The sequence below is a fragment of the Pectobacterium sp. PL64 genome, from assembly GCF_022477975.1.
Taxonomy (GTDB): Bacteria; Pseudomonadota; Gammaproteobacteria; order Enterobacterales; family Enterobacteriaceae; genus Pectobacterium; species Pectobacterium jejuense.
The window spans coordinates 3,697,941-3,711,131 of record NZ_CP092070.1 but is presented as its reverse complement, the minus strand read 5'-3'; the positions used below and the strand labels follow the sequence as shown (position 1 = coordinate 3,711,131).

Genomic DNA, 13,191 nt, shown 5'->3' with positions numbered 1-13,191 from the left:
CGCACGACGACGACCGCGTCAACATGCGCGGTGTGTAGTAGTGCTGAAGTGGAAGAAGTGTAGTGCGTCACGGGAATCCTATTTATGTTCAGGTTAGTTATGTTCGAACTAATTGCGGTCGAGTGTTGTGTTCGAATGAGTTATTCAATCGCCAATTCATATAAGCACAGCAGCACAAAAAGACACAATACCTACAAGGGATAAAAGCTGAATATGTCGAATTGGTCACAGTATATTGAAAATTACACGGTGTTATTACCGCTTTATTTTTCGCCGTATAACCGAGAGAAGCGTGACTGTTTTCACAATTGGAACAGGGTTTCAATGTTATAAATTATAAAATAATCATTGGGATAGTGGGTGGTGATAAATGGGCGTGTCCCGAGCGGTAGGGAAAGGCGTATTAAGCGGTATCTTCTTGATGGCAATGGGTATCGGCACGGCGATGGCCTGTCAGGCTGGCCCTGCCAACGAATGGATGCGGGGGATTGAACAGCAGCGTCAGGCGGATTTGGGCAATGGCTGTTATCTCAATCCGATTATTGCGGGCGATCATCCTGATCCCACGATTATCAAGGATGGGGATGACTATTACATGACGTTCTCGTCATTTGACGACATCCCCGGACTGTTGATTTGGCATTCACGCGATTTAGTGAACTGGGAACCACTTGGCCCCGCGATAACGACGCCTGTTGATGCGATCTGGGCACCGGATTTGGTGAAACACAACGGCAAGTATTACATCTATTTCACCACCAACCGGATTATCGACGCCAAAGGGACGAAAAAGAAAACGCTGTATGTGATTACCGCCGATGATATCCACGGCCCGTGGACGCCGCCGAAAGATACTGGCTTGAAAAACCCGGCTAGCGATCCCGGCCACGTCGTGGGAGAGGATGGCAAGCGTTACATCTTTATGTCGGGTGGCAACCGCGTGCAATTAACGGACGACGGGCTATCGACGGTCGGTGACATGGCGGTGGTTTATCAGGGATGGCAGTACCCGGAAGAGTGGGATGTGGAAAGCTTCTCGCAGGAAGGGCCGAAGATGCTGCGTCACGGCGACTACTTCTACATGGTGCTGGCGGAAGGCGGAACGGCTGGGCCACCGACCGGGCACATGGTGATTGCTGCGCGCTCCAAATCAATCAACGGACCGTGGGAAAATTCACCGCATAACCCGATTATCCGCACGCAGGATCGTTCAGAGAAGTGGTGGTCGCGCGGCCATGCGACGCTGATCGAAGGACCGGATAAAAACTGGTACATGGTGTATCACGGCTATGAAAACGGCTTTATGACGCTGGGGCGGCAGGCGATGCTGGAGCCGATTGTCTGGGGCGATGACGGCTGGTTTACGTCCGCCGGATTCGATACCGGCAAACCGATTCGCAAACCGGAAGGTGGCGAGGCGGTGCCTCACGGCATTGGCTGGTCTGATAGCTTTACCGACGAGAAATTTCCGGCACGCTGGCATTTCTACCGTGCCAATGCGGAAGAGCTAAAGCGGGTTACGCTGAGCGACGGCAAGTTGCATCTGAAGGCAAAAGGCACGTCGCCGAAAGACAGCGCGCCACTGACGATGATCCCCGGCGATCAGGCTTACCAGATTGAAGTGACGGCGAACTTTGCTCCCGGCGCGCAGGCGGGTTTACTGCTGTTCTACAACGCGAAGCTGTACGTCGGGCTGTCGTTTAATCAGGATGGCACCGTCATGCATCGCTACGGGCTGGAAAGGGCGGAGAAGAAATTGCCGCATATTACGGGCAATGAGGTGCAGATTCGGATGAAAAACGATCGCCATATTGTGACGTTCTACACCCGAACCTCGGATCAGGAGCCGTGGAAGAAATACCCGGTGCAGATGGAAGTATCCGGCTACCATCACAACGTCGCGTATGATTTCCTCAGTTTGCGGCCTGCCTTGTATGCTTCGGGCGAGGGAGACGTGACGTTCAGCAACCTGCGCTATCAGGCTTTGCCTTAATTTCTCAATCCGAAGACGGACGTGAAATTCCCAGGATGGTGGCTGCCTCGGCGCTGCCATCCTGTAACGCCTGAGTCGGCCCATCATAATAAATCTGCCCGTCCACGATCAGCACCGTACGCTTCGCGATCCGCATAGCATCATCCAGATTGTGGGACACCATCAACAGCGTGAACTCACGCTCCTGACACACGCTTTCAACCAGATCGAGCATCTCTTGACGCAGTGCAGGATCGAGCGCCGAAAACGGTTCATCCAGCAACAGAATGGGCTGGTGACGCACCAGACAGCGTGCCAATGCCGCGCGCTGGCGCTGCCCGCCGGAAACCTGCGACGGTAGACGATCCAGAAGATCCGTCAGACCAACCCGGTCGGCGATCTGCCGTAGTGTTTCACGCTGTTCTGCACTGAGGCGCAGGCCGGGATGAAGCCCCAGCGCGATGTTTTGCCCGATCGTCAGATGAGGAAACAGGTTATTTTCCTGAAACAGAATCGAAACCGGTCGTTTAGCGGGAGGCGTCTCGCGGTGAGATTCGCCGTTAAGTCGTAATTCACCGCTGTCCGCCATCAGGAAGCCCGCCACCAGATTTAGCAGCGTACTTTTCCCTGCGCCGCTGGGGCCGAGGATGGCGATGCGTTCGCCCGGTTTGACGTGAAAATCAAAACGCATGGGCAAGTGCTGATAAAAGTAGGTCAATTTCTCAAGCGCGATCATGACGGCCTGCCAGTTTCTCAATCAGGGTAAATAACATAAAGCACAGCAGCATTAACAGCAGCGCCGTGACTGCGCCGTCGGCGCTGCGATAGGAACCAATTTGCTGGTACAGATAGAACGGCAGCGTGCGGAACTGCTCATTGCCGAACAGCGCGATAACGCCGAAGTCACCGATCGACAGCACGCAGGCAAAGGCCAACGCCTGCGCCAGCGGTTGTTTCAGCGCGGCGAGTTCAATCAGCTTCAGCCGCTGCCAGCCGCGAATGTCCAGCGATGTGCAGAGTCGGTTGTAACGCTCGGCAACGTCCAGCATTGGGTTTTCCAGCACTTTGATCGCGTACGGGATTGCCATCAGCGCGTTGGTGAACACCACCAGCGCGTAAGGGGACTGCGGTAGCCCGATGCTGTTATTCAGCAGCAGGAAAAAGCCGGTTGCCAGCACAATCCCGGGCATGGCGAGGATGAGCATACCGCTCAGGTTCATCAACTGCCCGTAGAGCGGCTTCTGGCGTAACTTGAGCTCGCGGCTGCTCCAGAGCAGCATCATGGTCAGTACCAGACACAGCAGCCCCGCGCCTAAGGCAATGCGCAGCGAGGTAAACAACGTTTGCCAGAGCACAGGCTGTTGCAGCACGGTAACCAGAGAGCGGTTCACGCCATCCACCACCACGGCCAGCAAAGGAGGGACGACCAGCAGCAACAGCGCACCAATCAGCAGGCCATCGGTGAGGCGGCTTAAGACGCTATCCTGCGGGTTGCGCCAGGCAAGCTGCTGTGTGCTGCCGACGGGCAGAATGCGCCCCAGTCGCTGGCTCAGCAGTACCAAACCAAGACAGCAAACCATCTGAATTAACGCCAGCAGCGCCGCGCGCCCCGGATCGTAATCAAAGCTTAATGCCTGATAGATAGCTAGCTCAATCGTGGTTGCCTGCGGGCCGCCGCCCAGCGACAGCACTGTGGCAAAGCTGGCGAAGCAGAGCATAAAAATCAGCGCGCCAGTGGGTAAGATCTGTCGGCGCAGGGCGGGCCATTCCAGCAGGCGTAAATGCTGCCAGCTGTTCATACCCAGATTCGCGGCCAACTGACGTTGCTCAGTAGCGATGCCTTCTAACGACTGCAACAGCAATCGGGTTGCCAGCGGCAGATTAAAGAAGACGTGCGCTAGCAGGATGCCCTGCAACCCATAGGGCGAAAATGTGTATTTCAGGTCAAACCAGCCCAGCGCAGAGGCCAGCCAGCCTTGGCGACCGTAAACGCTGAGCAGGCCAAACACGGCCACCAGCACGGGCAGCACCAGCGTCATCGCGCATAGGCGCAGCAGCCAGCGATGGCCAGGAAAGCGTCGTCGATACAGCGCTCTGGCGAGAAAAATGGCCGGAACGGTAGAGAACAGCGCAGAAAGAAAAGCCTGCCAGAAGGTAAACCGAATGACATGCCAGAGATAGCTGTCATGCCATAGCGTGCGCCACTGGCTTTCAGGTGCCTGTAGCCACAGGGCACCGAAAGCCAGTGCGGCAACGGAAATTAACAGCGTTGTGGCCAGTAGCCCTGGCCACAGACGTCCGCCGATCAGTGGCTGACGGCGCGTTGCCATGCCTGAATCCACTGCGTCCTTTGATCGGCTACTTCCTGTGCGCTGAACTGCATGGCTTTTTCCGGCACCGCGAGCGTCGCGAAGCCTGCTGGCAGATCAGTTTTAACTGCCGGATACATCCAGTTCGTGGTAGGGATCGCCTGCTGGAAGGTTGGGCTCAGGATGAACTGCATAAAACGTTTTGCCAGCTCGGGATTTTTGCTGGAAGCCAGCTGTCCGGCGACTTCAATTTGCAGATAGTGCCCTTCGCTGAAGGTCGCTGCCGCGTAGTTGTCTTTCTTCTCTTCAATGATGTGATAGGCCGGCGACGTGGTGTAGCTCAGCACCAGATCCGCTTCCCCTTTCAGGAACAGACCGTAGGCTTCGCTCCAGCCTTTGGTGACGGTGACGGTTTTTTTCGCCAGCTTCTGCCAGGCTTGCGGCGCATCGTCGCCGTACACTTTCTGCATCCACATCAGCAGGCCCAGTCCCGGCGTGCTGGTACGTGGATCCTGATAGATCACTTTCCACGGTTCGTTGCTGTCCACCAGCTCATGCAGGCTTTTCGGCGGGTTCTTTAGCGTGTTTTTGTTATACACAAACGCGAAATAGCCGTAGTCATAAGGAACGAACGTTTTATTGCTCCAGCCGCCCGGTACCGTAACGGCGCGGGTGTCCAGATTGTGTGGCGCAAACAGGCCGGTTTGCTCCGCTGCTTGCAACAGATTGTTGTCCAGTCCCAGAATGATATCCGCTTTGCTGTTCTTGCCTTCCATACGCAGACGGTTCAGCAGCGAAGCACCATCTTCCAGCGCGACGAAGTTCAGCTCGCACTCGCACTCTTTTTCAAACGCGGTCTTGATGACAGGGCCTGGACCCCACTCGGAAGCGAATGAGTCATAGGTATAAACGGTCAACGCAGGTTTGGCGAAAGCCGAAGCTGAGAGCAGTAGCAGGCAAGACAGGCTGGTTTTCAGCACGGTGGCTGAACGCGGTAATAATTGATTTAACACTTTGCACTCCTGAGAATCATAGGGTGGCAAAGGACTTTGAGGCAGCAATAAGCAGCACTCTCAAATCCCTTCGCCGGTATTAACCGGATCAGGTTCGACGGGTATCTTCTCAGCGAAAAATTTTCCGCACCCCGTTGAGAACGGCACATTGTAAAGGGTTAAGTCGGGCAGCGAAAGGCTCTCAGCGTTCCGGCGGCGCAAACTAGGCGGATTTAAAATCAAACCCGCCCTATTGGCTCGCTCAGATACTGCGGTGTAACAGCCGCATGCTCACAACTTCGCTTAACGTGACGGCTTTTGTGTCCTATTTGTGGTCATTTACCATTTAACGGCCTCTTTCCCGATCCGCGCAGTACACCAGTCAATAAAGGCGCGGATCGCAGGCGAGAGGTGGCGGCTTTGTGGGTAGAGAATGAAAAGAGGTTCAAGCGGGGCACTGATATCAGGAAGTAGCCTGACAAGATGTCCATCAGCAAGTTGCTGGGGCACCATATAGCTGGCAATGCGTATTAGCCCCAAACCGGCTACACCAGCGGCAACATAGGCATCAGTGTCATTGACGCTGATCTGTGCTGTTATTGGAATCGCTACGGTGCGCGATCCATCGTGAAAATCCCAGCGAGCTGAATGTCCTGTCCGGCTGTGGGTATATCCTACTGCGGTGTGCTCTTTGAGCGAGTCTAACGTTGTAGGGTAACCATGCTTCTCTAGATAGCGTGGAGACGCGCAAATATACCACTGGAACGCACCGAGTCGCCGTGCGACCAGTCGCGATAACGGCGGTTCTCCGGTTCTGATGACACAATCGATACCCTGCTGGACGATATCCACGGTGGCATCACCCAAGTGGAAGTCCAACTTTATTCCGGGATGACGTTCAAAGAAGTCGGGCAGCGTGGGGATAAGGAAATTTTTGACCAGAGAAGATGTCGCCCCGATTCTGATCGTTCCATGCAGTTCTTCCTTTTGCTGTGCCGTTACGCTTTCTGCGGCGTGCACATCATGCAAGATCGCTTTGCAACTGTCGTAATAGCGCAGGCCAACATCCGTAATGCTGAGCGCTCGTGTTGTTCGGTTGAGTAACCGAGCCCCCAGATGTGATTCGAGTTCCTTAATGCTGCGGGTTACGGTGGAGGGTAAAACATGCATGGTTTCCGCCGCTTTTTTGAAACTACCCGCATCGACCACTCGCATGAATATTTCCATGGCCTGAAACCGATCCATACGATGTCTCCTCATTTTGTTATGAAACTTCATAAGACGCGTATATGGCGTACCTATCGTGTCAGCGGCTACATCACTTAATTGTTTGATTTTTTCAAATTATGAAGTGATGTGGCTGAATCTTATCATGCGCGCATTCTTGTATAACATAACGCTCGATCTTTGGGTGTCCTGATTTTTTACAAGAGTTATCAGCTCAGGGACATATTGGCAAACTGAATGCATGGGGAAAATTCGCTCATCCCTATGATGTAGATAATTTGAAATTTCGAAGGAGTTAAAAAATGAATAACAGCGGATCGGTGCTGAAGGACATTCTTGTGCTTGGTGCAGGACAGCTCGGTATGGCGGTCCTACGTGCTCTCGCCCCGCGTGCGCGAGCCTTGGAGTTGTCGGTCACGGCGCTCGTTTCACCGGATACTATTAACGATCCTTCGGTGCAGGATAGGGCAAAGCTGGCTGAACTCCGCGCACTAGGCATTGACGTTATGGGCTTCGACCTGGCTTCTGATGAACACGCCCTGACAGCGCTTTTCAGGAATTATAAGACGGTATTGAATTGTTCGGGATTTGTGGCAGGGCCGGGCACTCAGATGAAAATAACCAGAGCGGTGTTGGCTGCCAACGTTGTGCGTTATTTCCCTTGGCAATTCGGTGTTGATTATGACGTTGTGGGCCGAAACAGCGGCCATCCGGTTTTTGATGAACAGTACGACGTGAGGCAGCTGCTACGTAGCCAACTGAGTACCGAATGGGTGATTGTTTCGACTGGCATGTTCACGAGTTTCCTGTTTGAGCCAGCCTTCGACGTGGTGGATCTGGAACGTGGAACCCTTCATGGCTTGGGAAGTTGGGATACCAAAGTGACAGTGACGATCCCCGAGGACATTGGCTGGCTGACGACTGAAATATTGCTGGCTGAACCACGATTGGCTAATGAGGTTGTTTACGTGGCAGGTGACACGATCTCATACGGGCAACTTGCCGATATTGTCGAACGGGTCACGGGGAAGGCATTTAAGAGGACCGTATGGACTCTGGATAAATTGCGGGCGGATTTGAAAACTGCTCCGGATGACGTAATGGCCCGCTATCGTGCAGCGTTTGCGTTGGGTGAGGGAATGTGGTGGGACAAATCCGGCACCTTCAACGAACGTAATGGTTACGAGACGGTCGACGTCGAGCATTTCTTACGAATGCATGTGCAAAAATAGACAGAAGAGTGCGGCGCGATTCACTTTGCCCCGCACTTTTTCAGGTACAGTCAGCGTTCCGGCGGCGCAAACCAGGCGGATTTAAAATCAAACCAGCCCAGCATATTCATCCTGACGCCGCGCATACTGCGCTGACCCTGAAGCTGTAGCCAGTGATGAAGAAGAGGGTGCACCTGGCCGCTACCGATCAACTTTTCACACCATTCCGCCATCGGCAGCAAGTGACTGCGCCATTGCTGTGCATCCGCATGCAGATCGTCATCCAGACAGTGCTGCACCAGCGGAAGTTCGTAGAGCATCGCGAACAGGGAGAACTCGAGCGGTAAATAGCAGTTCACGCTGCTAAACCAGATATCACTTTCGGCATTGCCCTGATACCAGTCTTCGTAGCTGACCGTCTGGATATGCAGCGTGACGCCGTGTTCCGCCAGCAGCGCACGCATGATTTCGCTTAATATCCGGTACTCAGGGTGCTCATGATAAAAGGTCAGCGTCACCTGCGTCAGCCCTGCGGGAATAGGTTGGCGTTCGTCTGGATGGTGATGATGCCAGCGTGGCAACAGGCTGTAAGCGGGGGACCAGTCGCGCTGGTGGCTGGTGTCGGCATGGCTGAGTAGCGAAATCGGGTTAAAGACCTGCCAGAGCCAGCGGCGAACCTGTGGGCATTTAGCAAGCGGTGAACGTTTATCGAACAGCAGGAAATAGCAGCCTTCTTCCATCCGGCTTTCCAACTGTTCATGGCGAGAATCATCAGACTGGAATTGGACGGAGACCGGCATTTCCTCCGGTTCGTCCGGCAGTACCCAGATGTTGACTTCATCAATCAGTGCCCGATAGCCAAAATAATCATCGAAGGCGCGGATTTTTAGCTGGTTGCTGTTATTGCGTACCACGGTGTAAGGGCCGGTGCCAATCGGGTGTTGAGCGAAATCGGGTAGCGTTTGCCATTCCTGCGGCAAAATCATGGCGTGCACGCTGCCCAAAAGCCACGGCAGCCAGTTATCCGGGCGGCTCAGCCGGATATCAATCACGAACGGCATCGGTGATGTGATGGTTTCAAGGTGCGAAAACAGCGGCCATGCGGTGAGGCGCTTGAGGGAGGTGATGACATCATCCATCGTGAGCTCGCGACCGTGATGGAAGCGAATGGCCGGACGCAGATAAAAACGCCAGTGCAGCGGTGCCAGCATTTGCCAATGATGAGCAAGATCGGGTTTTATTTCCCCATTTTCCTCATTTATATTGGTCAGCCCACTAAAAATTTGCCGCGCAATGTGCATTTCCGAACGCCGCAGCGCCGAACCGGGCTGTAGGTTGCGTAAGGGGCGGTAATAGAGGATGCGCAGAATATGCTTTCCCTGCCGGAAACTCCGTCCAAGATGGGCAAGCAACATCTGGCGTACCGCTTCTTTGTCACCCACCAACTGCACTAGCTGCTCAATGCGATCCTGCTCCAGCAGATCCTCGGCACGCTGCTGCTGTAGCGCTAATCCGGTATACACAAACGATAGCTGCGAGCGCTTTCCTCTTCCTGCTTCGGCCTGCCAGACGAGCCAACCTTCCTGCTGCATCGCGTTCAGTAATGAGCGGATATGGCGGCGTGAGCAGTTCAACACCCCGGTCAACTCTTGCAGCGTGGTGTCGGTGGTTTGCCCCTGGAAGTGTTGCCACAGGCGGATGAACTGTTGTTGCAATCGAGGGGAAGACATAAAAGAGGAACTCCCTGCACTAAAGTCATCAATTTATCTTTCCCTATATTACGTCGATACTTTGCAACAAGGAAAGAGAGGAGGTGGCTTATGGCGATTTCCAGTTTGTATCAGTTCTATCGAACCTACTTATCGACCTGTAAAGCGAAGTGGTTTCGGTGGATGTCTACCCAACAGCGCATTGCATTATTGCAGCAGGCGACGCAGTGGCACCTGAAAGACATGTCTGACGACGAGTACCGTCATTGGCTCTAGGTAGTACGAAACAATTTATTCTGAGTAAGACAATTTATTCTGAATAAAACAATGTATTCTGAGTAATGGTGATGTTTCACCAGCCAGCGAATTTTTCGCTGGCTTTTTTTATGGTGTTTACCTGCCGCTAGCTTTTGATTATCGGGAGTGGTTTGCAGAGCAAGGGGATACCTGTGGCACTGTTCACGGGATGATTTGTTCACGTAATGGTTTGCCTTCGCTGAGCAGTGCACAATAACGTGCCAATTCGTCCTGCTGGCGTGCATTGCGTATCTGTAAGGCCAGATTAATCGTGGCAAGCTCCCTGGCGTTATCGGCTAATTCCTGGGGTATTTTTTTTTGTTTGGCCAGCCAGTCGGCGACATCGCTCCACTCCCATAGCGGCGATGTACCGCGTAAGCGCTGGACCGGAGAGGGGAAATCCCCCGCACCACGTTTCCCATCTTTGAGAAGCGCAATAGCCTGACGTGACAGCGCAGATAAAGCGGCGATGTCACTGATCCCAACCCAGGCTGCATCGACGGAGTGGACTTTGGCTTTGATGCTCGCGGATTCAATATCATGAATAGCGCTAATGACAGCTTTAGAAAAGCTAGGGCTTTCTCGATCAAATTCGAGATAGACAGCGCTGCCATAGAAGCAGATCAAGGCATCGTCGCAGCCGCTGGTAAAAAGCGCATCCTCCAGTCCTGCGGTGTCTGCGGAAACGCCCGATAGCGTGAGAGAAAAGTGATACATCGTCATAAATTCCTCGGTAAGCCGTGTGTCTTCTATTGTTTCAGTATTGCCTGACAGCTATCGACGTTGCGGCGGATTTGCTTTGCGTGATTTTCTGGGACTGATGGCGTGGACCAAATACTCATCATATGGATACTGTGATCCGGCGTGCTGCAGATAAGCCTGCCAAATGCGTGCCCGTTGCTGGGATAAAAATGCCAGCCCTGCGCTAACGCGTATTCAATGGCTGCCTGAATATACTTGTTTGGATGTTTTTTCATCGCTATATAGGGTCATGGTAAATTCATGTGTTGACTATTGTCAACGCTGGTGTTGATCGAGAATGAAATATACCTGCTTATTTAGCTGACCTTTAAACGGCGTGATCGGCCTGCGCGCAGCGTCGCAAAAGCAAATCGAAGAAGAAGATTGGAAAGGAAGCATGCCCTGAGGGAAAGGTACCGGGCATGCTTACATCGGGCTATTCCATCGGTTCTGATGGGCGACAACGTGGCACAACATGGGGATCATCGGTGAATGCTAACCTGAGCGTGTCGTAACGTGATGCTTTTATATTCAGGATGACGAAATAGTGAATCAGTCAGTAATGTTGAATGTTCAAACGTGTTTATTCTCAATAAAAAAGAATGACTCCGTTAATCTATTTTTTCTCTTATAATTAATATTAGTGTAAGAATAATGACTAAAATAATTCACTAATTTAGTGTAATGATTTTCATTATAAATTGTTTTTTTAGGAAACTATTTTCGTTGAAATTATAGGCGATTTTTTTGTGATGGCGGTCCTATGGATAAATTATTTTTTATAGCCCACTGTTTTTTATCTTGTGTTTAACGCACATTGTCACATTCTTTAAATATTATGTAACATGTAGCGGCGTTTTATTTTTTCTTGCTTACCAGCAATTTACTTCACAGCAATTTTTTGAATAACTCGACGGATGTAAAAATGAGCGATGTTCCTTATCAGTCAATAGCGATTTACGAAAAGCCAGAACCCTGGCACGCTGCCCCTGGCGTGCACAACATTAAACTGACGCCTCTTTTCGTCATTGTTTTTTCTGGTGTTTTACTTCTTTTTGCCTTGGCAGTTTCCACATCGTTCCTATTTTCTTAAGCAGGCTGAACAGTCGTTAAATAGTTCGACACTGGAATTGAATGTTCGAATGGAACTTGTTGATAGTGCTAATCATATGCGTGCGGCGCGTATGAATTTGCTACATGCTGTGAATCACTTACGTAATGGTCTTACTGATAACTACAATGCAAGTATGAAAGCGGCAGAAGAACGCCTGTCGCTGTCTCAGCAAATGTTTAATGGGTATCAAAATAGGTCGGTTCGCTCTGATGTTGAACTCGCCCGCGATAACGAATTAAAAGCGCGCTATGGCGATTATGTTGAACGCGGTATTAAACCCATGTTTGATATAGCGAAGAAGGGCAATGTTGAAGAACTCAATGCGTTTGAGTCGACAGTGATGTCTAAATTGGATGATGACTATGATGTGCCGTTGAAAGCGTCTTATCTTTATCGAGTTGAGATGGCAAAAAATATTAATGTGACGGCTGAAAGGAATTCCACTCTGGGCTATACGCTCATGATAGGCGCCTTTATTCTGGCTGTCGTATTAACGGGCATGACGTTCTTAGTCATTCGTCGGGTCATTATTAACCCAGTACAGTATTGGGTGTCACGCATACAGGCGATTGCGCACGGGGATTTAACGCGTGCGAGTGTGGATGTCGGACGGAATGAAATCGGCATTCTGGGGAACAATATCCAGCAAATGCAGGATTCGCTCTCCGAAACGGTTGGCTCGGTACGCGATAGTGCCGAGTCGATTCACAGCAGTTCGACGAAAATTGCCGTCGGTAATACGGATTTGTCTGCACGAACGGAGCAGCAGGCTGCGGCGTTGGCGGAAACAGCAGCCAGCATGGAGCAGCTTACGGCTGCGGTGAAGCAGAATACCGATAACGCGCACCATGCCAGCGATGTGGCGACGGAGACCTCAGCCAAAGCGGTGAACGGCGGCAGCATTGTTGAACAGGTTGTGGGTTCTATGTCGGACATCGCCAGAAGTTCGGACAAGATTTCTGAGATTATCGCGCTCATTAACGGGATTGCATTCCAGACTAATATTCTGGCACTGAATGCGGCGGTTGAAGCGGCCAGAGCGGGCGAGCAGGGAAAAGGCTTCGCGGTAGTTGCAGGGGAAGTACGTAATCTGGCACAGCGCTCGGCTAATGCCGCAACGGAAATTGCCGCATTGATTAAAGAATCTGAAACCAGAGTGACGGAAGGAACGGCGCTGGCATCCGAAGCGGGTAAAGCGATGGCCGAAATTGTGGCTGAAATTAATAACGTCACCCGCATTATCAATGAGATCGCGCTGGCGTCTGATGAACAGAGCAGTGGTATCAATCAGGTGTCGTTAGCGATATCAGAAATGGATCGCGTCACGCAACAGAACGCAACGCTGGTGCTAGAAGCGTCCTCGTCTGCTGCATCGCTTGAGCAGCAGGCCGAACGGTTGAATCTTGGCGTGTCCCGATTTCATCTGATGTAACCCGGTGGGTAAAAGACAAGAGCGGTAAAAGACAGGAATCATCATCATTGGCCAGCGGCTTTGTCGCTGGCTTTTTTCGTTGTTTTTTCGAGCATGGGGATGTGAATCCGCTTCTGATAGAATCAGTGAACAGGTACGCTGTTTCTGGCGATAAAGAAGGATGCACATGTCGCTTCCGCCAGAGCAA

10 protein-coding genes, 1 pseudogene and 1 riboswitch are annotated in these 13,191 nt (G+C 52.0%); of the genes and pseudogenes, 4 read left to right on the top strand and 7 right to left on the bottom strand.

Annotation, left to right across the window (positions count from 1 at the left end; translation table 11 throughout):
• Positions 1-370 precede the first annotated feature (370 nt).
• Positions 371-1,993, top strand: a complete 1,623-nt coding sequence (locus HP572_RS16605) for a family 43 glycosylhydrolase (RefSeq protein WP_240583787.1) — start codon at positions 371-373, stop codon at positions 1,991-1,993.
• Positions 1,994-1,997: 4 nt separating this feature from the next.
• Here HP572_RS16605 and thiQ read toward each other — a convergent pair whose 3' ends face one another.
• The 4 genes from thiQ to HP572_RS16585 all read right to left on the bottom strand — a co-directional run bounded on the left by thiQ (position 1,998) and on the right by HP572_RS16585 (position 6,518).
• Positions 1,998-2,708, bottom strand: coding sequence for a thiamine ABC transporter ATP-binding protein ThiQ (gene thiQ, locus HP572_RS16600; RefSeq protein WP_205551729.1), 711 nt, complete (start codon positions 2,706-2,708; stop codon positions 1,998-2,000).
• A complete protein-coding gene (gene thiP / locus HP572_RS16595; RefSeq protein WP_240583786.1) occupies positions 2,695-4,302 on the bottom strand; it encodes a thiamine/thiamine pyrophosphate ABC transporter permease ThiP in 1,608 nt (535 codons plus the stop codon). Before thiP ends, thiQ begins: the two co-directional genes overlap by 14 nt.
• A complete protein-coding gene (thiB, locus tag HP572_RS16590) occupies positions 4,278-5,261 on the bottom strand; it encodes a thiamine ABC transporter substrate binding subunit (protein WP_205555817.1) in 984 nt (327 codons plus the stop codon). Before thiB ends, thiP begins: the two co-directional genes overlap by 25 nt.
• 80 nt (positions 5,262-5,341) lie before the next feature.
• Positions 5,342-5,438, bottom strand: a riboswitch (TPP riboswitch).
• A gap of 174 nt (positions 5,439-5,612) precedes the next feature.
• Complete coding sequence (locus tag HP572_RS16585) at positions 5,613-6,518, bottom strand: LysR family transcriptional regulator (protein ID WP_240583785.1); 906 nt, start codon at positions 6,516-6,518, stop codon at positions 5,613-5,615.
• A gap of 284 nt (positions 6,519-6,802) precedes the next feature.
• On the opposite strand from HP572_RS16585, the gene HP572_RS16580 reads away from it, so the two are divergent.
• On the top strand, positions 6,803-7,732 hold the full coding sequence (locus HP572_RS16580; RefSeq protein ID WP_240583784.1) for an aromatic alcohol reductase: 930 nt from the start codon (positions 6,803-6,805) through the stop codon (positions 7,730-7,732).
• A gap of 50 nt (positions 7,733-7,782) precedes the next feature.
• On the opposite strand, the gene sgrR is transcribed toward HP572_RS16580, so the two are convergent.
• Positions 7,783-9,441, bottom strand: coding sequence for an HTH-type transcriptional regulator SgrR (gene sgrR / locus HP572_RS16575; protein ID WP_240583783.1), 1,659 nt, complete (start codon positions 9,439-9,441; stop codon positions 7,783-7,785).
• A gap of 90 nt (positions 9,442-9,531) precedes the next feature.
• On the opposite strand from sgrR, the gene sgrT reads away from it, so the two are divergent.
• Entirely contained in the window at positions 9,532-9,696 is a 165-nt protein-coding gene (gene sgrT, locus HP572_RS16570; RefSeq protein ID WP_095992910.1) for a glucose uptake inhibitor SgrT, read from the top strand.
• 183 nt (positions 9,697-9,879) lie between these two features.
• On the opposite strand, the gene HP572_RS16565 is transcribed toward sgrT, so the two are convergent.
• Positions 9,880-10,440, bottom strand: a complete 561-nt coding sequence (locus HP572_RS16565) for an AlpA family transcriptional regulator (protein ID WP_240583782.1) — start codon at positions 10,438-10,440, stop codon at positions 9,880-9,882.
• Between the two features lie 26 nt (positions 10,441-10,466).
• Positions 10,467-10,694 (bottom strand): hypothetical protein, encoded by a 228-nt coding sequence (locus tag HP572_RS16560; RefSeq protein ID WP_240583781.1) that lies wholly within the window; start codon positions 10,692-10,694, stop codon positions 10,467-10,469.
• A gap of 689 nt (positions 10,695-11,383) precedes the next feature.
• On the opposite strand from HP572_RS16560, the pseudogene HP572_RS16555 reads away from it, so the two are divergent.
• Positions 11,384-13,004: pseudogene (locus tag HP572_RS16555) on the top strand (methyl-accepting chemotaxis protein).
• Positions 13,005-13,191: the final 187 nt, after the last annotated feature.

Bases quoted from the DNA above. Each gene is read 5' to 3' on its own strand.
- HP572_RS16605 (WP_240583787.1), top strand. From the start codon at position 371: ATGGGCGTGTCCCGAGCGGTAGGGAAAGGCGTATTAAGCGGTATCTTC.
- thiQ (WP_205551729.1), bottom strand. From the start codon at position 2,708: ATGATCGCGCTTGAGAAATTGACCTACTTTTATCAGCACTTGCCCATG.
- thiP (WP_240583786.1), bottom strand. From the start codon at position 4,302: ATGGCAACGCGCCGTCAGCCACTGATCGGCGGACGTCTGTGGCCAGGG.
- HP572_RS16585 (WP_240583785.1), bottom strand. From the start codon at position 6,518: ATGGATCGGTTTCAGGCCATGGAAATATTCATGCGAGTGGTCGATGCG.
- HP572_RS16580 (WP_240583784.1), top strand. From the start codon at position 6,803: ATGAATAACAGCGGATCGGTGCTGAAGGACATTCTTGTGCTTGGTGCA.
- sgrR (WP_240583783.1), bottom strand. From the start codon at position 9,441: ATGTCTTCCCCTCGATTGCAACAACAGTTCATCCGCCTGTGGCAACAC.
- sgrT (WP_095992910.1), top strand. From the start codon at position 9,532: ATGGCGATTTCCAGTTTGTATCAGTTCTATCGAACCTACTTATCGACC.
- HP572_RS16565 (WP_240583782.1), bottom strand. From the start codon at position 10,440: ATGACGATGTATCACTTTTCTCTCACGCTATCGGGCGTTTCCGCAGAC.
- HP572_RS16560 (WP_240583781.1), bottom strand. From the start codon at position 10,694: ATGAAAAAACATCCAAACAAGTATATTCAGGCAGCCATTGAATACGCG.